Here is a 21,557-nt window from a genome sequence, read left to right on the forward strand (position 1 = left end):
GATGTTCAATGCTAACCTCTGCAACCAAAAGGTTCATTCTGCCCTTTTCAGGAGAGAAAACAAGAGAAGCATGGGGCTCAAAGATTGAAGCGGGAACCGTTTTTGCTGTTGCAGAGCTTGAAAGAAGCAAAGGCGGCGGCTTAATCGTTAAAAAACCTGAAGAAAAGCTCGCTTTTATTGCTAAAATGGGTTATCCGCTGTGGTTGTATCCAAAGAATGATGCAGTTTTTATCTTCGATGGATTGGACGATTCCACTTTTAATGTTTCTTATCCTGAGATAGCCCCAGTTAAAGCGTTCATAGAAAGTCTCAATAGAAATTCGACCACACGAGAAAGCTACATGCGCTTTCTATCTGATGAAGCACAGTATTTCCAAAAAAGAAAAGAAAGAACATTCATTTTCCGAAGCTTGCTAACAGACGGCCAATTCAAAACTGAGTTAAACATATACCGCAAAGAAGCAATGGAAGCAACCGATCAAGCGTTTGCAACTTCAGCGCCTGTTCTGCTACCGCCAACCATAGATGAACCATCAATTTCTTTGATGTTATCGGACTTTGAAAAAGTTAAATTATTCATAAAAGAGGATACGCAGCAAATTCCAGACTGCATAAGGATAGTTAACAAAGCGACAAGCCAGTACATAACAGAAATTGATTACCAAGCAGCTGCAGTTAAAGAAGAAGCGGAAGCAAAAATCAGAGCTCAACAAGAAATTATAAACCCAAAAATAGCCGCCATCAACAATGAATACAAACGAAAAATAAAGACTACTACCGATAACTTTGACCAAGAACTTGAAAACCTCCAGAAACTAAAAGTAAAAACCCAAAAATCCATAGAAAGCAATGAAGAAAAAATCAAACAGTACCAACGTAAAGCAAAAATCCAAGCAGAAAAAAATCATGAAATCTACGAGAAAAGATGGAAAGAAAAAATCAAAGAAACCAAAAAAGAAATAGACGCTTTTAAAAAAGAACTCAAAAACATCGAAAAAAACTATTCAAACCTAAATAAACAAAAGATAAGTGAAATAACAAGATTAAATCTTGAGCTTGACGCTGAAGTCAAGTTAGCTCGGCAACCAATAGTGGAGCTTGAAACTGCTCGTGATGCTAAATTACAAGTATTCAAGCAGGAGACGGAGAAGCTCATTAACTTAGAAAAGCCAGTGATTAACGGGTTAAATGAAAACATGGAACTTTTAGAGATAATCACCAGCAAGTTTGAGTTGCTAGGTATCAAAGACCAACAGCTCAAGAATTCAAGCTTATTCTATGTTCCGTTCTACAGCATTTGCTATGAAATAGGCTTAACTAGACGATACATCATTCTGCCTCCCTCAACGCTTGGCAGTGCTGATTTTTCAACCAAACTTAAAGCCTTTTTAGGTATGTCAAAAGCCAAAGGTCTCCTGTCTCCCCGTTTTAATTCTATTGCAACGCTGATCAGCAAGGTTGAGCGGCTTACAAAAGAGAACACAGCATTCGAGAGCCAACTCAAAGACGTATGTGAAAGAAACAATCTCTTAAAGAACAGCATGTTTCTTGAGAATGCATCTAAGGGATTAAATTATCTTAAACGCGGTGGCTGGCTTTCCGATAAAGAGTATGATGAGTTGAGCCAAAGTTTGCCGCATGCTTAACAACGAAAGCTGGTTTTTTAAAAATACTTATTGCATTCTTCACATTGTTAATATTACTGCTGAACGCCTTTAGTCAAAGCGGAGGCAGTGATGGTTGTGGCGGATTTAAGCGATTACATTCTTAAAGTTTCTAAGTTAAACGTAAAACTGCAGAACCAAATCTTGCTTGATAACATTAGTTTTAATGTCAAAAGAGGAACGACCTTGGCTGTGCTTGGACCAAACGGCGCGGGCAAGTCAATTCTTTTTCGAACATTGCTTAACATGGTTCCATACAGCGGTCTTGTAGAGTGGAACGGAAAGGTTAAGGTTGGTTATGTTCCACAGTACGTCTCAGTTTCAGACATGCCCATGTCCGTGAAAGAGTTCCTTTCAATCGGGAATGGCAACGCTGATCCTGAAAGGTCTCTTGAGCTTGTACGATTAAAGGATAAAGGTGTCTTAAATAAGCGGTTAGGCGTAGTCTCAGGCGGGCAGTTGAGGCGTGTTTTGATTGCTTGGGCGCTCAATGATAATCCCAATGTATTGCTTTTGGATGAGCCAACAACAGGCATCGACATGGACAGCGAAGAACCAATCTACCTAATGCTAAACGAAATCAAGAAAACAGAAAAAATCACAATTCTCCTCATCACACACAACATCCACATCGTTGAAGAATATACTGATGACTTGCTTGCCCTAAACAAGTGTGTAACCTTTTGCGGCAAATCTTCAGAAATTGCAAAAGCCGATACTCAAAAAATGATTTACGGCGAACCTATGTGCGTTGAGACACTGGAAGGAGGAACGTAACATTTCAGTAGTTTTTAGTTTGGTAACGGCTGTTTTCGTAGGCATCTCAGCAGGGTATCTGGGCTCACTTATGGTTCTTGAAAAAATGGCGCTAGTCGGCGATGCACTCTCTCACGTCGCTTTGCCAGGCCTTGCCATCGGAATCATCTTTAACTTTGACCCACTAGTCGGCGCGTTTGCTTTTCTGTTTGCTTCAGCGGTTTTAATTTGGCATTTGCAGAGAGTGACAAAAATTTCTTTTGAAGCCTTAGTTGGTGCACTGTTCACGTTTGCTTTAGCAATGGGTATATTGTTGATGGGGGACAACCTTGACGCTTTAGAAGAGGCACTTTTCGGAGACATCACTCAAGTCACGTTTGCGCATGCTATAGCTGCGGTGGTAATCTCTATAGTAGCGATTCTGTTAACCAAACTTATTTACAAGAAATTAGTGCTGGCGATGATTTCTGAAGACCTTGCAGTTTCAAAAGGCATAAGCGTTGCCAAAACCAATCTTCTTTACCTTTTTCTTGTGTCATTGGTTGTTGCTGTAGGCATCCAAATTGTTGGAACATTACTTGTAGGCTTTCTTGTCATAGTTCCAGCCATAGCTGCCAAGAACCTGAGCACTAACATGCAAAGATACGCCTTATTGAGCGCAGTTTTGGGGTTGGTTGCCGCAGTCACAGGTATACTATTATCAAGCTATCTTGGCCAGCTTCCAGGTCCGATTGTAGTTTTTGTAGGCATAGGCATTTTTGCAGTCACAGTATTAATAAATTGGAGAAAGAAACTATCAACCTGAAGGTGCCATGGCAAATGAAGAGGTACACGGGTAAAACATCAACCGCCATAATACCTTTTGATAAAAACAAGATTCTGCTAATTAAACGAAACACCATACCCTTCAAGGGGTACTGGGCTCTGCCTGGCGGCAGAATGGACCCAGGCGAAACTATTGAACAAACCATCATCAGAGAGGTCAAGGAGGAGACGGGTCTTGATGTTGCCATCGTGCGCAAAATCGGCGAATACGTTGAGAAGGGCGTTAAAGATGAGGTGGAATACGAGTATTACCCAAAATGCTTTTTGGTTAAACCTGTGGGTGGAGACATCAAAAAACAAGAGGGCGAAATCTTGGAAATCAAGCTCTTTAGCTTAAACGAGTTGCCGACGCCCTTGGCTTTTGAACATGACCAAATGATTCGTGATTACCTGAAAAGCTAATCATGCTCTCATCGCTTTATATTTTCTCTGAACTAGTTTTCTAATTTCATCACCGATAAAAATCGAGCTTGAAACCAAGAGTATTATTAACCAGTCCCAAATTGAAAGAGGTACCGTACCTAAGGCAATCTGTAACGGGGGCAAGATTGTTGCGAGCACTTGCAAAGCCACCGATACGGTAATTGAGACTATAAGGTATTTGTTTGTAAACAGACCGATTGTAAAGACTGATTTTCCTCTCGACCTGCAATTGATGGCGTTAAATACCTGAAACATAGCAATAGTTGTGAATGCTAATGTTTGAGCCCTTGCAAACTCGCCACTACTTAACGCTGTGGAGAAAACCCACAGGGTTCCCACTGCCATTAAAACGCCAACATAAATTGTGTTTATCATTATTTCACGGTTAATGATTTTTTCGTTAGGATTTCTTGGGGGTTCATCCATGACGTCTTCTTCTTTTGGTTCCATAGCTAGAACTTTGTCTAGTAGGCCATCGGTCACAAGGTTTACCCACAATATCTGGACTGGCGTGAAAATTAAAGGTGCACCTGGCAAAAATATCAGTGCACCAAGAATCGTCAAGATTTCTCCAGCACTTGTGGAAACTAGGTACTTCACTACTTTTCTAATGTTCTCAAAAACCACGCGCCCTTCTTCAACAGCGTTAACTATACTTGCGAAATTATCATCTGTTAAAATCATGTCAGCTGTTTCTTTAGTCACATCAGTACCCGTGATGCCCATTGCTATACCAATTTCTGCCGCTTTTAAAGCAGGAGCATCATTAACTCCATCGCCAGTCATTGCAACAATATGCCCGTTACGCTTTAGAGCCTCCACTATTCTGTGTTTGTGGCTGGGAGAGACCCTTGAGAAAACCGCGGTTACGTCAATAATTTTGTCTAGCTCTTCATCACTAAGGGCATCTAACTCAGTGCCTGTAAGCACTTTTTCATCTTTTTCCAGAATACCGAGTTCTTTGGCTATGGCTTGGGCGGTAAGCTTTTGGTCTCCTGTAGCCATAACAACCCTGATGCCTGCTCTCTTACAAAGTTGCACCGCTATCTTGGCTTCAGGTCTCGGCGGGTCTATCATGCCCATGAGGCCTAGAAAAACCAGTTTTGCTGACTTATTCTTTATTTTTTGTTTGGTGTTTTCAATTTTTTCAGGTTGTATACTTTGGTAAGCTAACGCCAAAACACGGAGCGCTTCGCTTGCCATCTGCTTATTTACTTCTATAACTTTCTCCTTATCTTGTAATTTTTTAGTGCTCCCATCTTTTTGGAGTGTTTCTGAACATAATTCTAAGATGGTTTCTGGTGCACCCTTAACATAGACTTTTACTTTGCCCTCTTTTGCTTGATGAAAAGTTGCCATGTATCTTTCTTTTGCATCAAACGGTATCTCGTCTATTCGTGGTTGTTCTTCCTCAAGCGCTTCTTTGTGCATGTTTACTTTTGCTGATGCTACAATCAGTGCGCCTTCAGTTGGGTCGCCAAATATTTCCCACCTTTTTTCACCGTTGCTTTCATAGTGTCTTAATCTAGCGTCATTACACAGTGTGGCTGCTTGGAGCAGTAACTTGAGCGTGTTATCTTCTGCTACATTTACTGGTGAATTGTTTAAACGAATTTCGCCTTCAGGATTAAAACCAGCCCCCGTCACTTCCAGAATACTGTCATCTTGCAGTATCTTTCGCACGGTCATTTGATTAGTTGTTAAAGTTCCTGTTTTGTCAGTGCATATAACCGTGGCTGAACCTAAAGTATCCACAGCTTGTAGCTTCCTAATTATAGCGTTGCGTTTAGCCATCCGACGAACACCAATAGCTAGAGTTATCGTAACAACAATTGGCAATCCTTGAGGAATGGCTGACACTGCCGTGGCTAAAACAAACAAAAAAGTCTCAATAAAGCTAAAACCCCTAATAACTCCGAAAATAAACGTAAAAGCACTGGCTCCAATAGCTATGAGAGTCAGTTTCTTGCCTAAATCCAAAGTTCTTCGTTGAATCGGCGTTTGCGATTTTTCCGTCTCCTTGAGTAAAGTAGCGATTTTTCCAATTTGTGTTTTCATCCCAGTAGAAACAACAACTGCCTTGCCTCTGCCATGCGTAACAAGAGTCCCAGAGAAGACCATGTTGCTCCTATCTTCAATAGGCAAATCCTTATCGAGCCTACTGCTTGTTTTCGTAACAGTAGTCGACTCACCAGTGAGCATTGATTCATCAGTTTCAAGATTTACACTCTCAAAGAGACGAGCATCCGCTGGAACCTTGGTTCCAGCATCTATCAGTATGATATCGCCTGGAACTATCTCCTTGGCTTTTACTCTTAACTCACTGCCGTCTCGAATAACGTCGGCTTCGGGAGCAGATATTGATTTTAAAGCTTCCAATGCCGCCTCGGCTTTGAATTCTTGGATAAAACCAATAGTCATGTCAACAATGATAACAATAAGAATGACCAGTGCATCGTAGTAATGCTCAATCGCTAAAGAAATAACAGCTGCAACTATTAAAACTAAAATTATTGGATTTTTAATTTTTTGAGCAAGCAGAGCCAATTTGCTTGTTTTCTTTTCTGCTTCTAACTCATTCAAGCCATAGTCTCTTAATCGTTCAGCTGCCTGAGATTTTTCTAAGCCGTCTGGACTTGTACCTAGACGCTTGAAAACTTCTTCAGCATCTTGACTATGCCATGAGTTTTCGCTCAAAATCTAACCCAACTTTTTCTAATATTTGACTACAGAAAGTATGCGCTCATCCAATATATAGAGTGGCTTTCAAACACACTTGACTTTAGTGATTTTTAGTTTGTAATAGAAAAATTGTGTAGGTACATGCACACATAGTTTGCTACCCAAACCAAAAGGGAGGCGTTAAGCTTTTTTGTCACTGGCTCTGGGTGTCTCCTTAGGTATTTTGGAGTTTGCCAGAGCCTCCTCGATAGTTTTCCCTTCGCTTATCTTCATGTTGTAAGTTGACGCATAATTTCTTGCGTTTTCAGTCACGCCTGGGATGGCAAATATTAGTGCGTCACAGTCAATGTCATTGATCATGCCGTAAATTCGGGTTATTTCTTCGACATCAATTGGTTTGCTTGAAATCAATATTTGAGCAACCGTCGTGCCGTTGTCTTTGCGTATGGCAGTTTTGGCGGCGGTGGGGTCGTAGGGTTCTATCCATCCGACTCTTCCCAAGATTAGGATGTCAAATAGGTGCTGGTTTCCTGACCGTCCGCTTACGAATGCTGGTGCAACAATGGTGTATCCTAATGATTTAAAGAAGTTAGCGCAGACCTCTACAGGCTTTATTTGTTGCACTTCTTGCATTGGCAAATCAGGGTTACTGACATATTTGTAGAGGAGCACTTCTGGTTCTTCGTCGAGTTGAGCTGTTGCACCACAGTCGTCGCATTTAACGACAAGCAACGGTTCATTGCTTCGAACATTGCATGCTAGACAAGCATAAGCAGGCGGCAATATGCGGTAATCTGACCCGACAAGTTGGAGTTTAGCCTTGCATTTTGGACATGCCAAGTCGCCGTTTACGGTTTCAAAGGCTGCTTGCCTATCTACTGTTCCGCAGGTGAAGTGTTCTATGAGTCCTTCTTTGCGAAGTCTAAGTGAGAGGCATTCTGGGCATAGTTTTTTGATTCTGACATTCGCTGAGTTGCATGCCATGCAAACGATAATTTTGTCCACGAGTTCAGCTTTAAGATAGCCTTTTCGAACAAGGGAGTCGAGTGCTTGTCTTGACCGTTTTGTGTCCCAATCAAGTTGTGGGATGCCGTCAAAGAAGTACCCTTCGGGTCTTGCGGAGTCAACTATGGGCACGATTTCACTGATTTTTCCGTAAAGGAACAGTTCCATCATGCTCTGTTCATCTTTACGTAAGACTTGCTCGTCAGCGAAAACTGCTGTTTCCAAGTCTATACTTTTTGCTGACACAAGAACATTCCTCAGTTGACTACTGCCGTTGCTTGAAATTACGCCAACAACTTTTTCCTTGGTGGGTTCCACTGGTTCTAGTTCCTTTTTCTTTAGCCGTTTAATTTTAAATTCATCAATCTTTACTGCCAATCCAAAACCTAAAGCTAAATCCACCTCGAAAAGAGCAATCAAAATTGTGGCTGCTGCAAACGGAGCGCCAGCGCCCAAAGTGTTGAAAAAGGGCAGACTTTGAAGCCCCAAAGAAAAATCATCGAAGAATAAAATGTAAGTGAGACTGTTACTGAAGACAAAAGCTGGAATGGCAAGCCCAACTCCCGCGATTGCGGCAAAAACGGCGAGGGCGATAGTTCTTAATTTAAGCGATTTTAACGGCAACGATTTGAATATTGCGCCTAGTAAGATGCCGATTGATACCATGAACAAAGGAGCCACTAACTCAAGAAGCGTTACCATCCGTCAGTCACCCTTTAACCTTCGTTAATACATACGGAGCAAAGCCGCAAGGCAACGTCAAAAGTTGCATAACGAGTTATACCTCACCTGTCAATTAGGGCTTGCTTTGAAGATAAGCATTTTTGAGAAGGCAAATTAACATATTTTTCCAAGACCAAAAATCAGGCAAGCGAAGCAAAGATAACAAGAGCGAACACAATTTTGCATAGTTAAAGTTTAATCATTTTGTTCCCGGTCTAAAAATTTAGAACATAGAACCCTAAGCACATATTTTGGTAATTAAGCGGGCCCGGTGGGATTTGAACCCACGATCTCCGGCTCCGAAGGCCGACACCTTAATCCGTGCTAGGCTACGAGCCCAATTCCAACTCTTGACAACACAAACAATGGTGTTGCATTAAAGGATTTATGAAAATTCTTATAAAGCAACATAATATTAGTGTTGTGTCCTATAACGTGGGCCGGTAGCTCAGCACGGCTGGAGCGTTCGACTGATAATCGAAAGGTCGCCGGTTCAAATCCGGCTCGGCCCACCATTGTTTTGGTTTTGTTTTTTCTAGTAGTAGAAGAAGAAAGTGGCTCCCTTGCTCATCATCTTCCAGCGGGGTTTTTTGGGCGTTGCTTTTTTGTGTCTGCGCCTGCGACGGGTTGCTTGTTGGTTGTGGAAGCAGTACAAGCAGCAGAAAGCGCTTAAGGTTTTAAGTTTGACGCGCCAAAGGTCGCCGTTTCAAATCCGGCTTGCATACCATCTTATTCTTCTTCTGGTTGCTCCTTTGGGGGAAGTTTAACCTTGATTTTTACCTCAACGCTTCCATGTTGATGGTCTTCAGGGTGTTCTGGCGGTGATTGTGGTTCTTGTTTTGCTTCTTCGCTCGCTGGAGTTTCAGGTGCAGGCAAAACTTGCTCTGATGTTTCTTTTTTGTCCTCGGATTTCGTGGTCGACTCAACTGGACCCTTTGTTGCTTGCTCAATTGCTTGCCCTGCTCTTGTTATTGGCTCAATTATGTTCTTGACAGCAGAAGGTAAGTGCTGCTTTGCATGAACACCAGCTGTTGTTGCATAAGTTTTCGACACTTCAGCTCCAAAGAGCACTATCTGGTTTAGAACAAAAATCCAAAGCAGAATTATCAGCAATGAGCCAGCGGCGCCTGCGACGGTTGTGATTGGGAAAGTTTGAATGTAACTTCCAAAGATGTAGTTGGCAACTGTAAATGCGATACCAGTCACAACAGCGGCTACTCCTACGTCATGCCAGTGAACTGTTGCTTGCGGAATCATCTTGTAAATTATCGCCAATAAAAGCGTGGAAACACCAAACGACAGAAGAGCCTCAGCTACAGTTAGCGCTACTATCGTCAGAGTATCATTGATTGAATACAATGTTATCAAATTAAACAATCGACTAGCAATCCCAGTCCAAGCAATCACAATTAACCCAAGTGCGGAAACAATGATGAATGGAAAAATTTTCTGTCTTATCCTAGTCCACAATGATAAGCCTTTGGGGGCTCTTACGTCCCATATGCGATCCATCGTATCGCGTAAAACTGAAAATGCGCCAATCGCTCCTCCAATAGAAAACCCGATAACAACTATTGATGAGAAAACGGAAGTGAAGGGTGATCCTGTGCTTGTGATTAGTTCGCGAAATAAGTCTGCGACGGCTGGTCCTGCGACGGCGGCTATTTGTTGAACAATGATTTGTATTGCTTGTGCTTCACCGTAAAACTGGGCAAATATGCCTATAACCAGTAGCAGTAAGGTAGGCAGAGGTAAGATTATGAAAAACGTTAGAGCGCCAGCTCTTAAAACTGCGTTGTCTTCTTGCCATTCCTTTAAGGATGTTTTGAAAAGGGTATAGAGTTCTCTTTTGTTCATTCAGATCCCGCTGTCGTTTAGAGGTTTAAAGTTAGTTTTGATGTTTTTCAATATGGCTTGTTTTTGTCAAACGAGCAAACATAAACTCTAGAAGAGCCCACGATTACTATGCAACCATATGCTTATAAGCTGATGGCTTGAAATTAGATACTTGGGGTTTTCAAATGACTAAAGAAGATGAGATGTTAGAAGAACTTAGGAAAATTAGGGAAGCCGTAGAGAAAGCACCACCGCCACAACCGCCGCAGGGGTTATGGAACGAATTCAAAGACTTCTTATCCAAATACAAGATTCTGGGCTTAGCCATCGCATTCGTCTTAGGCTTGTACCTCGGCGCGCTAGTTCAGGCACTTGTCAAAGACTTCATTATGCCGCTCATAGGCTTAGCGATTCCCGGCATGTCAGACCTCGCCACTTACTCAGTGACAGTGATGGAGCAAGTGTTTGGTATAGGAGACTTTCTAGTAGCACTGGTGACATTCCTCATAGTGGCTCTCGTAATGTTCCTTGTTGTAAAAGTTGCTAAAAGGTGGAAGCTCGACTAAGAATTCACAGATTCACGGCTCTGGACTGCTGAGGCTAAGGGCAACATCGTTGCTGCTGTCTCGGTGGTCCTCACTGTTTTTTTCTGGTTTGCGTTAGCGTAGTTTCTTAAGCCTAAAATGATTAGGTGCTCGATGAAGGTGCTTCGTTTTTCTCTGCCGCGTATGTTTTCTAGTTCTCGGAAGAGTTTTTGGTCCATGGTTATGCTTATGTTGTGCTTCATCATGTAAACCTCTTATGCTGTGTATATTTGTTATACAGAAAAGCTTTATTAGCTTTGCTATACACAGTAAATAACGGTCGTTAACTCATGAAAACCCTCCGCATTTCGGATGATGCGCACCAAAAACTAACCGCTATGCTGGGCGAAATAACCGCGCAAACCATGAAAATGCAAACATACACCGATGCAATTGAAAATCTGCTTTCCACAAGCATTTCTTTGCCTCCTGAACTTTTGAATGAAACTCAGAATTTTGTTGAAGCAAACCGTCATCTAGGCTATACAAGCCGCGAAGAATTCATACGCGATGCAATCCGCACACAGCTGCGCTTTGTAAAAGACCAGTACGTCTACGTGGAAATCCCAAAGGAGGAATACGACAGGCTTCAGCAAGCACTAAACGATTTAGGCACCGAGTTTTTGAGTGTTGATGACTTCATTAATCAGCAAATTCGCAATTTGTTGCAGAAGCATCAGGAACTGCTTAAGCAGAAAGAAGATTATGAAAGAAAAGCACGCCATAAATAGCTGGTGCAAAAATTAAAGGTCTAGTTACTTCACTTAGATAATCACAAAGGTTAAATGCTCAGTGACCTAATTTTTTGTTAGGGAGATTTGAAGTTTGTCGGTTAAATTGTTATCTGTTTGTATAGTTGTTTTGTTGTTTGCTGTTTGTTTGGCTTCACTTGGTTGTGTTGCTGCGCAAGGGGGTCAAACGCAAAATATCACTCTGTATGGTTCGGCTACTCAAGGTTGGGGGCTCACTCAGCAGTCGATGAGTATTCCAGGTCCACAGATTACCTTTACACAAGGCGTGCCCGTAAGCCTTACTTTGATTAGTGTTGATGGCAATGTTCATGATTTCTACGTAGATTACAATGGCAACGGCGCAATAGATAGTGGTGAGCCGCGTTCGCCCACGTTCACTTCAACAGTTACTTACCAGTTTACTCCTGACAGAACAGGACAATTCACTTACTACTGTAGTTTTCATGCTGCAACGATGCGTGGAAACACTCAAATTGTTATCCCTGAACTCACAGTGACCGTTCTTGTTGTGCTCATGGTTGCTTTAACTATGGTAGCTGTTGTTTACGTAAGAAAAAAGAAAACACAATCCTAAAACAAGTAAGCGAATGGTACAAGTGCATGTTCGCTATTTTCTCGAACACTTTATATCAGAGCAAAATTAACCTAATATATCGTCAATAAGGAGACAATTATAGTATGAGTATCCAACCTTTTCATGTAACCGATTCAAATTTCGATGAAACAATTCAGAAAAACAAGCTAGTTTTGGTTGATTTTTGGGCTGGCTGGTGTGGTCCATGCAGAGCGCTTGCGCCAACCATTGAGGAATTAGCAAAAGAGTTAAACGGAAGAGTCTTAGTCGGCAAGCTTGATGTTGACGAGAACCCTGAGGCTGCTGAGCGATTTCAAGTCTTTAGCATACCAACGATGATAATTTTCAAAGATGGACAAGAAGCCGAAAGACTTGTGGGTTTGTGCGCCAAAGGCAGAATCATCGAGACCTTAAAGAAGCATGAGTAAGCTTATGCGCTTTTCATTTTTTCATACATCTTCTCTAATGTCCAGCGTATGCTTGATTTGAGTTCCTTCAGGCGTTCTTCATCTACGTTTTTTATGACTATTTCTCTTATATGGTCGGCTTCTCGGACGATGCTGTAAGAAAACATCTTTTCCGTTGACAGCTGTCCCATGCGGACTAGTTCAGCGTCTTTTTCCTGCATTTTAGCGAAGACTTTCTCAACCAAAAAATTGCTGAAGGGCGGTGTGTTTACGTTGAAGTTTTTGGTCTCGTCAGGCAATACGTGTATAGACTGCTTATCAAAGTACATAATCGCTAGGGGCTCATCGCTCATGGTTTTGAGTGGTATGATGCTGTCATATTCAGGTACATGCGGTTGCACAATAGCTGGCTTGGGCGGTTCAGGCGTCGGTTTGGGCAATACGACCTCCTTGGGAACTGGCGCTTCCTCAGGGATTTCTTTTATGTCTCCGCGTTTGAAGCCCTTTTCTAGCAAAATAGCGTTAACAACATCAAGAGAAGCTTGAACGTCCTTGGTTTCTGTAGTTAATTTTTCGAGTTGTTCTTCGAGACGTTTCTTGAAGGCTATGATTGATTTCATTTTTTCTGAGTCTTGAGCCAAGCAATCGCACCCGCCATTTACTTAGGCAGTTGGTATTTATCAGTTTTAGCTTTTCCTTACGCCGTTGGTGATTCGCCGATTTTCTTTAGTTGCCCACGGTACATTTCGACTATTTCTTTTGATGTAGTTGCATCTTCAGGTGCTTTATCGGTACGGTATTTGCCTGTGAAACGTGGGAAACGTATTGCTAAGCCGCTTCCCTTGCGGATGGAGTCCATGGCGCTCATGTGGATGGGACTTAAGGTTACTTCTGCGCCAAGAATCTCCAAGACCACGGCTGGCTCGAACCATACGTCTGCTTCCAGCGTTGATTTTACCCGACTGTTTTTTCGTGGAACCACATGCTTTTGTAGCATTTCGTAGAGTGTTGCTAAGTCTTTGTCGGTGAAGCCTGTGCCGCATTTGGTTACGGTTTCAAACGTGTCTGCTTCATCATTATAAGTTGCCAACAGTAAGGCGCCGTATGCTCCTGCACGTTTGCCTCTGCCGTGGAAAGCTCCGACTACGACCAAGTCTACGGTGTCGGTCATTTCGCTTCGGTAGTCGCGTTTGTATTTTATCCAGAGCCATCCGCGGTTTCCCGCTTGATAGATTGAGTCTTTGTCGATGGATTTGCACATTAAGCCTTCGCAGCCTTCTTCGATGGCTTCTTCAAAGAAATCCTCGAGCTCTTTTGGGTTGCTTACGAGTTTTTGTGTGGCTGGTTTGATACGTTCGTTTTGCCTTATGATTTTTTCTAGTGCTTTGCGCCTTTGCGGGAAAGGTTGAGTGGTCAGGTCTTTGCCGTCAACGTAGAGGGCATCAAAGGGAAAAAGCGAGATAGGGTACTGTTCTATGGCTGCTTCCACGCCGTATTTGCGTCTGCGATGCATAAGTTCTTGGAAAGGGCGCAAATCGCCTGTTTCTAGGTCAACCGCGACGCATTCTGCTTCCAGTATTGCTTCTTTTGCGTTAACTTGCTCTTTAATTAATTCGACAACATCGGGGTACTGCTTGGAAATGTTCTCTAACCGTCTAGAAAACAGCACCACGTTGTCGCCTTGCTTATGCGCTTGCACCCGCTCGCCATCATACTTGTACTCGACTACGCATTTTCCGCCGAACTTTTCTAGGATTTCTTCTGGCACACCCAGTCGCTCTGCGAGCATGGGTCGTATGGGTTCAAAAACCATGACTTGGAACTTTTTGATGCCATCTAAGCCGCTTTCGGCGACGACGCTGGCGACTCTGCCTAAGTCTGAGGAAATGTTGTAGGCTCGTTCGATGAGTTCGCGTGCTTCTTTTCCGCCACCGTACGCTATCGCCAATGCGTCAAGTACTGTCATATCAGCGATGCCTAATCGCAGGTTGCCTGTTACGGTTCGGATTAGCCATTTTGCCTCTTTTGGTGTTGCATCACTTAGAAGCCCTGCGAGGAGCGCCATCTTAGTGTCCACGGCGCCGCTGCCTGAGGATTTTGCCAGTTTGTCGAGTGTTTCGTAGACTCGCTCAACTGTGAGTGTTTTTTTGAAAAAGGTTGCTTGTTTGCGTTTGGCTAGCTGGTTTGCTGAGGTTTCGCCGATGTCGCCGCTCTTCTGCAGCTCGGCTAGGATTACGCTTTCTCTTTGGCCTGAAGCGCGTGCGAGGGCTTTTATGGCAAGTTTTTCGGCGACGCCCATTTCTATTCCCATGAAGTCTGGGTACAGTTTGCCCTGAGTCAAATAGACAACTTTTCCGATGACGGCTTTTGGGGTTTTCTTTAGCAGTTCCACTAGGTAATCGGTCATTTCTAACCGTTTTGTGGTTGCTTCAATCTTCTCGTACGAGTCGGCGATTACAGCGTAGTCCATGTTTGTCTCACATCAATACTGACTTGTGGAACTTTTAAACTTAGCACTGCCGTACTGCCGACTGTCCGTCACCAGAAGTTATTTAAACAAAGTAGACGCTAATTCAAACCATGAACACTTGTGTATTGTATTTTTCAAGAACAGGAAACACCAAACGACTGGCACAGGCAATAGCGGACCTAGCAAAGGCGCCCATCTACGACTTAACATCTGCTCCAGCCTCAGCCATCGAAAACTGTGACCTTTTAATTCTCGGCACACCCGTCGAAGGTGCCAGCCCAGCCAAAGAAACCGCCGCCTTCATCAACAGTCTCCCTGCAACCAGTGGAAAAAAGGCAATTTTATTCACCACTTACCGAATATTTGGAAATGAGCGAACCATGAAAACCATAGAAAAAGTGCTGGCTGATAAAGGGTATAAGACGGTTTTGAAGGTTTCAAAGAAGGGCATGAAGCCTGAAGAAGAAGCCGATTTCACAAAAGTTCTCGATGAAGTAAAGAAAGCCCTAGAAAAAATGGCTTAAGCAAAAAAAGGATTGCTGTACTTAGAAATAGTATGCTTGTTTTATAGTCCATCTACTAGATGGGCTGTTCCGTCTGGGCAGTAGACTCGGTCGCCTTTCTCGGCAACATAGAAGCGTCTACCGCACGCTCTCATTTGGGAGCATCCGTCGCAATCGCGAGATAACATTTGTTTCCTTTTCCTCCTACTACTTTGTTATTGTGATAGGCAACGAACACATTTTCCGTATAAACGGCGTTCTACCGCTTCACAGATGTGTTTAGTGCCTCTGATAGAGCCACACAGAGATAGAGAAGACGCTTTTAAACTTTATTGACTTTAAAAATGTATTCTGAGTAACTTTCAGCTAAGCAATAAGCTCTTTTATTGATTTTAGCCGCTAAATGCACAGCAAAATTGGAAAATCAACGCTAATCTTGCATATGCCAAGAAAGTTAGAGCCTAAAAAGTTTCTTTGTGCATGATTTCGCTTATGGGTCTTCTTTTTCTTGCTGGCGGCGCTTCGTTTGGGTAACCAACTGTAATCAAAGCGATGGGGCGCACTCTACTTGGCGCTTTAATCAGTTCTCGCACCATGTCCTCTCTGAAAGCGCCCATCCAGCAAGTGCCCAACCCCATTGAGTAAGCTGTTAAAAGCATGTTTTGTATGGCGGCTGCCGTGTCTTGAAGGCAATAGAGTGTTCTGCCACGGCTTCCATAGCTTTCTTCGGCACGGTTCTCGTCAGCACAAACAACAATAACAACTGGCGCTTCTTCGAGCCATTTTTGTCCATAAGCCGCTCGCGCAAGCTCTTGCTTGGCTTTTTGTGCATTTACAACAACGAATTCCCATGGCTGAACGTTTCCAGCTGAAGGCGCTTGTCTTGCGGCTTCGATTAGTTTTTCGATTGTGCCTTGGGGTAGTTCTTTGTTTTTGTAGGTTCTTATGCTTCTTCGGTTTTTTATGGCATCTATGACGCTCATGCTATTTTTAACTCCAATAGAAAAAATTTACAGAGAGATAAAAATGGTTTCGGTGGAAGAATGGCTTTGAGCGTAAGAGTCTTATGTTTAGTTGTGGATGTAGTGTTTTGGATGATGAGCACTAGAGTCACAGAGCTTTGTGCGGTGATAATGACTCGACGGGCGAACTGACACATTGAGACTCTCATGTTAGATACTGCTGGCGGGTTTGGGCTTTTTTCTTAAAGTTAAAGCAAGAGTGGCACTCAAGACAGCAAATAGAGCGATACAAGCAAAGGTGTGAATTGATTGAGTTGTGTCCAGTAAGAACCCAACTAATGGTGCTACAACTACTGTCGCTGTACGGTTCCAAAAAGACATCATTCCAAATCCTAAGCCGCTTTTTTCTGGGGGCATGGTTTCAGCCATCGATGCGAAGGCTAAAGCAGGTACCGCTGAAGCAAAAGCACCAACAAGCAGTATAATAAATATCAAGGGTAAATCATTCAAGTAAATTAGAGCAAGAATACTAGAAGCCATCCCGAGCAAGCCTGCGACCATAATCGGTTTTCTGTGCCCACTTTTGTCTGAGATCCATCCGTAAACAGGGATGAAGAGCAATGTGGAAACCATATACAAGCTTGAGATAGAACTTGCACCAAGGATATTAAAGTCCTTGAAGGTTGAAAGCAAAGTCGGCGACCACGTCACAAAAGCACCAGACGCCATACTGTAGAATAACCAAAGTAATCCTACTTTCCAAGCCGCCGTATTTTTCACGATTTCTTCTGCAGTGGATTTACTGCTTACATTTGATTTGATGATTAAGCCCCTATCTTTGACTAGTACAAAGAAGAATATTCCGCAGAGAGTGGCACCAATTATACTTAAGTAAAACGGTGACTGCCAACTTATAAATTCGCGCATAAGGGGGCCCACTGTAAACGCGATTATAGTAGAAAGAGGATACACAATCGAGTAAATCCCCATTGCAAAACCTAGCTCTCGGCTCTTAAACCAGTGAGGAATTATCGCAGCTGTTCCAATTGTTAAGAAACAGCTACTTAGACCCATGATCACTCCACCACAAAGCATGGAGATGAAGTTCGTTGAGAGCACAATAACTAAGCTTCCTAAGGCGACGCAAACCATCGCTAAAGAACCCATTAACCGAAAACCGTACTTATTTATGAGAAAACCAGCTGGAATTGCCATTAAAACACCAGGAATTACTATGGCTGAAACTAGAAGCCCAGCTGTTCCCGCACTAACGCTGAACACCGATTGTATCTTTGTTATTAAAGGCGGAATTGACTCACGTGAGAAGTAATACATGCCACAACTAACCAGACAGACCAGCAGAATTAGCCAACGATAACCTGATGCCTGAGTACCAACCGCAGTCATGAGGTACAGTCATCTAAATAATAGCTTTTATCTTTTGCCTCAATTACAGCTTTCCTTGGAGCAGAATTTCCAATTGAAAAAACGTAAAAGTCTTACATTGCTTATTTTTCTAAGTCAACGGAAACAGATAGCTTTTATTCATTAGTTTGAACCATACTCATATCCTTCTGAATAGGTATTGCTGAATTCCATTGACTATCAAAGTAATTTTGAAATAGCGTCACAAAACTCCTGTGGTTAGTCATAAAAACTGGAGAGTTCCAAATATCCGCAGATGGATCAGTGAGAATACAGACTGTTTTGTCATCAAAGCAAACTCCCAAAACATTTGGAGGCGTCACTGTATATCTGAGTTCGAAATTTGGATATGCCATCAACTTCCAAATATATTTGCTAAGGCTTCTTTGGTTTTGCGGCTTTTCGATTATTATACGGGTTCTAACGCCATTTTCGAGGGCATTTTTGTGGCTTTCAAAACTATGTGGCAATGCTTGAGTTAATCGCTTTAAATTGGAGATGGTATCGTTACTTATTTGCGCGCCTTTAATGTTGCCTAAAGATGATTTTCTGAAAGCATTTTTCTTTGGAATTATGATGAATTCTTCCTCAGTTTTTAAACCAAGATTGTCGGGCGAATCTTGGTGTTTCTTAAGTAAATCTTCTGCTTCTTTTTGTATCTCTTCATACTCTCTTTTTTTGTAAGCCAACAGCAACGGGATTGCGTTGTCAAGGGAAAGAGCCTCAAATAGGCTCGGTCTATCTACTTTTTTTATGATTAACCCAATTTTTTGAAGGCTCAAAATCTCTCGATAAGTGTTCGCTCTATCAACTTTTGCTATTTCCGATAAGGATTTAACTGTTTGTCTTCCATTCATGACAAGGGCAAGATAGATCTTTGCTTGCAAAAGAGTCAGGCCTGCATGAGTTAAAATTTGGATTTTTTGCTCTTGAGACAAGAAATGTGCCCCTTTATTAGAACCCATGTTGGTCTGCCCTCCATTACCATTATCTAGGAAAATTATACCTTGCAAATTTATATCTTTTTAATAAAAAAGTCTGTTTAAATTCAAAATTCTCTGTATCATTTAAGCACTTGGTTTAACTTCGTGTGTGTTTGTCACATACACTACTTCTTAAAAATTCTTTGATAACAATGAAGAACCACAAAAAATGGAGAATAGAAAATGAAAAAAAATAATGTTGTAGCAATTGCTTTGCTTCTAATACTCGGCATTACAGCTATCTTCTCTAGTTTGCCACAACCCGCCCAAGCCCAAACCACATTCAACTATCAAACCTTCGCATATCTTTCCATGAGACCTAACCCTATCGGCGTCAATCAACCTCTGTTGCTTAACTTTTGGATAACACCACCCATGCCATTTCCAGGCATTATTGCACACGGCTATACAGTGGAAATCACGCACCCTAATGGAAATAAAGAAACTCTAGGACCATTCAACAGCATACAAGCAGACACATCCATGTGGACTGAATGGACACCAAAAACTGTTGGAACATACAAAATAAAAGTCATTTATCCTGGCGAAACAGTTCCACCAGGAACACCCTACCAAGGCACTGGAATTACCTCAGCGTTCAACCAATACACAGTACACACCTACATCTTTAATCGTGCTGAAAGCCCAGTAACAGAACTCGTTGTACAAGAAGACCCTCTTCCAGGCTACCAACCAACTCCGCTTCCAACAGAGTATTGGGCACGCCCAGTATCAATCGAGAACAGAGAATGGGCTCAACTTATGGGAAACTGGGTTATGAGCGGTAATGGTCCTAACAGCGCATACTTTCAGCCATATGGTGGAGGACCTGAATCTGCGCACATCCTATGGGCTCTTGAAAGCGGTGTAGGCGGTATAGTTGGCGACCAATACTCATATAGCATCTACAGCGGCGACCCAATTAGCACAAACACGCTAGGCGTTACTAAATATATGCGATTTGCCGTTGCTGGAATGGGTTTCTACCCCGACTCTAGTGGATGGCATTGCATAGACCTACGCACGGGCCAAGAACGATGGGTTAAAACATTAGACGGAGGGACTCCAACCATTGCTACTGTTGAAAACTATGTTGTACGCGCCCAAGGTCCACCTATCGATTCCTATAATGCATACTTGATGCAAATCGGTACAGTATTTCGTAAATGGGATGCTTACACTGGCAATTTAATCGTTAATACAACTGGATTGTCAGGAACCTACGACCCAACACCCTACTATAAAGAGAATTACGGTATGCAAACATTCGTTTATAGCACATCGGGATCAGGCGCTAACAGACGACTGATTAAATGGACTACACAAGGCACTAGTACTAACTTCACAAGCAGAATCGAATACAACGTAACATACCCGCTGAACGGAATCACTGGAATAGATGGCAAGATAGGTTACTATTTTGGCGTAGGATTTGAAACTGTTGCGCCTTCAGGAGCCTTTGACATTGAAACAGGGCAAATACTGTGGATGAAAAACTACACTATCAACGAAGCAATGTTCTCAAGCGGCGGAGTTATCTCTAATGGAGTCCACTTCTATCCGCTCTATTACGGTGACCCTAATCAACAAGGATTAAGACCCGTAATTGGAATTGATATCGCTACAGGAAAGATTCTGCATAATACCACTGTCACTGATTATCCTTGGGGTAGCTTCTGGAGCTACTCTAAAGCAGCAGGTTACGGCATGGCATACTACCCAACATACACAGGACACGTCTGGGCATTCAACCTTACAACAGGCAAAATTGTCTGGAAGGGAGGCTATAACCCAGTGGGCTATCAAACACCATACGGTTATCAACCATTCTTCTCATCGATTGCGCTTGCAGGCGGAAAAGTCTACGCTGGCAATGACGAACACAGTGAAGGCCCACCATACTATCAGGGAAAGAAAATGTGGTGTCTTGACGCTTATACCGGAGAGACAATATGGAACATTACATTCTGGTCACCAGGCTTTAACATGCAAGGACTCATCGCTGACGGAAAACTAATAGCCACTAACTACTATGACGGCATCCAGTACTGCTTCGACAAAGGTTCAAGTGCCACTTCAGTTACGGCGTCGCCAAAGGTTTCAGTGCACGGTTCCAGCGTAATCATAGAAGGCATGGTAACAGACACGTCACCTGGCACCAAGAATCTGCGCCCAGCCGCATTGTACCCGAACGGTGTGCCATGCGTATCTGACGAAAGCCAAGGCGTGTTCATGGAGTACGTATACATGCAAAAGCAAAAACCAACCAATGTAACAGGTGTTCCAGTGACGTTGAGCGTACTTGATTCAAACGGTAACTACCGTGAAATCGGTACCGCAACAACCGTTGACGGCTTCTACGCACTCAATTGGACTCCGGAAATCGAAGGAACATACACAATTTATGCCTCTTTCGACGGCAGCAAATCCTACTGGCCATCGCATGCTGTAACATCCATCGCTGTAGACCCAGCACCAGAAACTCCAGCACCAGAAACAGAGACACCATTGCCACCAATTGAACTGTACATTGCAGGAGCAACAATCGCCATAATCATTGCAATTGCGATAGTCGGTATCATGTTAGCTTCCATTGTAAAGAAGCGACCATAAGCTGATATTGCCAAAAAAATTACCTTTCCCCTTTTTTAGTCATAAAATGTGAAGGGAGAAGAAGATGTGGGCTGAGTAGGCTCTGTTAATGTTTCCACGGCTCGATTGCTCAATATGTCGTGGCTGTAGCATATATTCTCCTTAATTTGGTCGGAGCCTCAGCAAACCACACTCCCCAAAAAACGAAGCAAAAAATTTAATACACCATGATACCTGCAAAAAACTTGGTAACGTTGTGTTTCTACATAGTCAACTTCTAAATGGTTGGAGCGGAAAACTTATCATAAACTATCGCGCATTTCGATTAGAACTTTAAATAAAATGGTAATATCGACAATATCCAGAAGTTTATTACAATTTTTTTCAAGTT

Annotated in this window: 20 protein-coding genes and 2 tRNA genes; 11 read left to right on the forward strand and 11 right to left on the reverse strand. The window is 42.6% G+C overall.

Going from position 1 to position 21,557, the window contains the following annotated elements; all coding sequences use genetic code 11:
* The first annotated feature begins 8 nt into the window (after positions 1 to 8).
* The 4 genes from NWE95_06550 (at position 9) to NWE95_06565 (ending at position 3,647) form a co-directional block, all read left to right on the forward strand.
* Positions 9 to 1,646, forward strand: coding sequence for a hypothetical protein (locus NWE95_06550; GenBank protein ID MCW4003554.1), 1,638 nt, complete (start codon positions 9 to 11; stop codon positions 1,644 to 1,646).
* 90 nt (positions 1,647 to 1,736) lie between these two features.
* Positions 1,737 to 2,441: a metal ABC transporter ATP-binding protein gene (locus NWE95_06555; GenBank protein MCW4003555.1), complete on the forward strand. Its 705-nt coding sequence runs from the start codon at positions 1,737 to 1,739 to the stop codon at positions 2,439 to 2,441.
* Complete coding sequence (locus NWE95_06560) at positions 2,416 to 3,225, forward strand: metal ABC transporter permease (protein MCW4003556.1); 810 nt, start codon at positions 2,416 to 2,418, stop codon at positions 3,223 to 3,225. The genes NWE95_06555 and NWE95_06560 overlap by 26 nt, the downstream gene beginning before the upstream one ends.
* Positions 3,226 to 3,239: 14 nt before the next feature.
* On the forward strand, positions 3,240 to 3,647 hold the full coding sequence (locus NWE95_06565; protein MCW4003557.1) for an NUDIX hydrolase: 408 nt from the start codon (positions 3,240 to 3,242) through the stop codon (positions 3,645 to 3,647).
* Here the strand turns inward: NWE95_06565 and NWE95_06570 are convergent, their stop codons facing one another.
* From NWE95_06570 to NWE95_06580, 3 genes are all read right to left on the reverse strand, one after another.
* Complete coding sequence (locus tag NWE95_06570; GenBank protein MCW4003558.1) at positions 3,648 to 6,365, reverse strand: HAD-IC family P-type ATPase; 2,718 nt, start codon at positions 6,363 to 6,365, stop codon at positions 3,648 to 3,650.
* Between the two features lie 165 nt (positions 6,366 to 6,530).
* Positions 6,531 to 8,057, reverse strand: coding sequence for a hypothetical protein (locus tag NWE95_06575; GenBank protein ID MCW4003559.1), 1,527 nt, complete (start codon positions 8,055 to 8,057; stop codon positions 6,531 to 6,533).
* A gap of 284 nt (positions 8,058 to 8,341) precedes the next feature.
* Positions 8,342 to 8,417 (reverse strand) — tRNA-Arg (locus NWE95_06580).
* A gap of 98 nt (positions 8,418 to 8,515) precedes the next feature.
* Here NWE95_06580 and NWE95_06585 point away from each other — a divergent pair.
* A tRNA-Ile gene (locus NWE95_06585) sits at positions 8,516 to 8,593 on the forward strand.
* 214 nt (positions 8,594 to 8,807) lie between these two features.
* On the opposite strand, the gene NWE95_06590 is transcribed toward NWE95_06585, so the two are convergent.
* Entirely contained in the window at positions 8,808 to 9,935 is a 1,128-nt protein-coding gene (locus NWE95_06590) for a YihY/virulence factor BrkB family protein (GenBank protein MCW4003560.1), read from the reverse strand.
* A 164-nt stretch (positions 9,936 to 10,099) separates the two neighbouring features.
* Here NWE95_06590 and NWE95_06595 point away from each other — a divergent pair, with 164 nt between their 5' ends.
* Positions 10,100 to 10,480: an MscL family protein gene (locus NWE95_06595; GenBank protein MCW4003561.1), complete on the forward strand. Its 381-nt coding sequence runs from the start codon at positions 10,100 to 10,102 to the stop codon at positions 10,478 to 10,480.
* Here the strand turns inward: NWE95_06595 and NWE95_06600 are convergent.
* The gene (locus NWE95_06600; GenBank protein ID MCW4003562.1) at positions 10,477 to 10,704 is read right to left on the reverse strand and encodes a hypothetical protein; all 228 of its coding nucleotides are present in this window, start codon (positions 10,702 to 10,704) and stop codon (positions 10,477 to 10,479) included. The two genes, NWE95_06595 and NWE95_06600, sit on opposite strands and share 4 nt — an antisense overlap.
* 84 nt (positions 10,705 to 10,788) lie before the next feature.
* On the opposite strand from NWE95_06600, the gene NWE95_06605 reads away from it, so the two are divergent.
* The 3 genes from NWE95_06605 to trxA all read left to right on the forward strand — a co-directional run bounded on the left by NWE95_06605 (position 10,789) and on the right by trxA (position 12,252).
* Complete coding sequence (locus tag NWE95_06605) at positions 10,789 to 11,229, forward strand: ribbon-helix-helix domain-containing protein (GenBank protein MCW4003563.1); 441 nt, start codon at positions 10,789 to 10,791, stop codon at positions 11,227 to 11,229.
* A gap of 94 nt (positions 11,230 to 11,323) precedes the next feature.
* The gene (locus tag NWE95_06610; GenBank protein MCW4003564.1) at positions 11,324 to 11,824 is read left to right on the forward strand and encodes a hypothetical protein; all 501 of its coding nucleotides are present in this window, start codon (positions 11,324 to 11,326) and stop codon (positions 11,822 to 11,824) included.
* Positions 11,825 to 11,928: 104 nt separating this feature from the next.
* Positions 11,929 to 12,252, forward strand: coding sequence for a thioredoxin (gene trxA / locus NWE95_06615; GenBank protein MCW4003565.1), 324 nt, complete (start codon positions 11,929 to 11,931; stop codon positions 12,250 to 12,252).
* Positions 12,253 to 12,254: 2 nt separating this feature from the next.
* Here trxA and NWE95_06620 read toward each other — a convergent pair whose 3' ends face one another.
* Both NWE95_06620 and NWE95_06625 read right to left on the reverse strand, forming a co-directional pair.
* Positions 12,255 to 12,872: a hypothetical protein gene (locus tag NWE95_06620; GenBank protein ID MCW4003566.1), complete on the reverse strand. Its 618-nt coding sequence runs from the start codon at positions 12,870 to 12,872 to the stop codon at positions 12,255 to 12,257.
* Positions 12,873 to 12,928: 56 nt separating this feature from the next.
* Positions 12,929 to 14,701 carry an ATP-dependent DNA ligase gene (locus NWE95_06625; protein ID MCW4003567.1) on the reverse strand — a complete coding sequence of 591 codons (1,773 nt, stop codon included), beginning with the start codon at positions 14,699 to 14,701 and terminating at the stop codon, positions 12,929 to 12,931.
* A 110-nt stretch (positions 14,702 to 14,811) separates the two neighbouring features.
* Between NWE95_06625 and NWE95_06630 the strand changes: the two genes are divergently transcribed.
* Positions 14,812 to 15,225 carry a flavodoxin family protein gene (locus NWE95_06630; GenBank protein ID MCW4003568.1) on the forward strand — a complete coding sequence of 138 codons (414 nt, stop codon included), beginning with the start codon at positions 14,812 to 14,814 and terminating at the stop codon, positions 15,223 to 15,225.
* 41 nt (positions 15,226 to 15,266) lie between these two features.
* On the opposite strand, the gene NWE95_06635 is transcribed toward NWE95_06630, so the two are convergent.
* From NWE95_06635 to NWE95_06650, 4 genes are all read right to left on the reverse strand, one after another.
* Positions 15,267 to 15,392, reverse strand: a complete 126-nt coding sequence (locus tag NWE95_06635) for a hypothetical protein (GenBank protein MCW4003569.1) — start codon at positions 15,390 to 15,392, stop codon at positions 15,267 to 15,269.
* Between the two features lie 273 nt (positions 15,393 to 15,665).
* Positions 15,666 to 16,187, reverse strand: coding sequence for a nitroreductase family protein (locus tag NWE95_06640; protein MCW4003570.1), 522 nt, complete (start codon positions 16,185 to 16,187; stop codon positions 15,666 to 15,668).
* Positions 16,188 to 16,376: 189 nt separating this feature from the next.
* A complete protein-coding gene (locus NWE95_06645) occupies positions 16,377 to 17,573 on the reverse strand; it encodes an MFS transporter (protein ID MCW4003571.1) in 1,197 nt (398 codons plus the stop codon).
* A 134-nt stretch (positions 17,574 to 17,707) separates the two neighbouring features.
* Positions 17,708 to 18,556 carry a hypothetical protein gene (locus NWE95_06650; protein MCW4003572.1) on the reverse strand — a complete coding sequence of 283 codons (849 nt, stop codon included), beginning with the start codon at positions 18,554 to 18,556 and terminating at the stop codon, positions 17,708 to 17,710.
* A 201-nt stretch (positions 18,557 to 18,757) separates the two neighbouring features.
* Between NWE95_06650 and NWE95_06655 the strand changes: the two genes are divergently transcribed.
* Positions 18,758 to 21,187, forward strand: a complete 2,430-nt coding sequence (locus NWE95_06655) for a PQQ-binding-like beta-propeller repeat protein (GenBank protein MCW4003573.1) — start codon at positions 18,758 to 18,760, stop codon at positions 21,185 to 21,187.
* Positions 21,188 to 21,557: the final 370 nt, after the last annotated feature.

This window comes from Candidatus Bathyarchaeota archaeon, from assembly GCA_026014725.1.
In the GTDB taxonomy this organism is placed as follows: Archaea; Thermoproteota; Bathyarchaeia; order Bathyarchaeales; family Bathycorpusculaceae; genus Bathycorpusculum.

Bases quoted from the DNA above. Each gene is read 5' to 3' on its own strand.
- NWE95_06600 (MCW4003562.1), bottom strand. From the start codon at position 10,704: ATGATGAAGCACAACATAAGCATAACCATGGACCAAAAACTCTTCCGA.
- NWE95_06635 (MCW4003569.1), bottom strand. From the start codon at position 15,392: ATGTTATCTCGCGATTGCGACGGATGCTCCCAAATGAGAGCGTGCGGT.
- NWE95_06630 (MCW4003568.1), top strand. From the start codon at position 14,812: ATGAACACTTGTGTATTGTATTTTTCAAGAACAGGAAACACCAAACGA.
- NWE95_06625 (MCW4003567.1), bottom strand. From the start codon at position 14,701: ATGGACTACGCTGTAATCGCCGACTCGTACGAGAAGATTGAAGCAACC.
- NWE95_06595 (MCW4003561.1), top strand. From the start codon at position 10,100: ATGACTAAAGAAGATGAGATGTTAGAAGAACTTAGGAAAATTAGGGAA.
- NWE95_06645 (MCW4003571.1), bottom strand. From the start codon at position 17,573: ATGACTGCGGTTGGTACTCAGGCATCAGGTTATCGTTGGCTAATTCTG.
- NWE95_06650 (MCW4003572.1), bottom strand. From the start codon at position 18,556: ATGGGTTCTAATAAAGGGGCACATTTCTTGTCTCAAGAGCAAAAAATC.
- NWE95_06655 (MCW4003573.1), top strand. From the start codon at position 18,758: ATGAAAAAAAATAATGTTGTAGCAATTGCTTTGCTTCTAATACTCGGC.
- NWE95_06640 (MCW4003570.1), bottom strand. From the start codon at position 16,187: ATGAGCGTCATAGATGCCATAAAAAACCGAAGAAGCATAAGAACCTAC.
- NWE95_06605 (MCW4003563.1), top strand. From the start codon at position 10,789: ATGAAAACCCTCCGCATTTCGGATGATGCGCACCAAAAACTAACCGCT.
- NWE95_06555 (MCW4003555.1), top strand. From the start codon at position 1,737: ATGGTTGTGGCGGATTTAAGCGATTACATTCTTAAAGTTTCTAAGTTA.
- NWE95_06590 (MCW4003560.1), bottom strand. From the start codon at position 9,935: ATGAACAAAAGAGAACTCTATACCCTTTTCAAAACATCCTTAAAGGAA.
- trxA (MCW4003565.1), top strand. From the start codon at position 11,929: ATGAGTATCCAACCTTTTCATGTAACCGATTCAAATTTCGATGAAACA.
- NWE95_06575 (MCW4003559.1), bottom strand. From the start codon at position 8,057: ATGGTAACGCTTCTTGAGTTAGTGGCTCCTTTGTTCATGGTATCAATC.
- NWE95_06565 (MCW4003557.1), top strand. From the start codon at position 3,240: ATGAAGAGGTACACGGGTAAAACATCAACCGCCATAATACCTTTTGAT.
- NWE95_06550 (MCW4003554.1), top strand. From the start codon at position 9: ATGCTAACCTCTGCAACCAAAAGGTTCATTCTGCCCTTTTCAGGAGAG.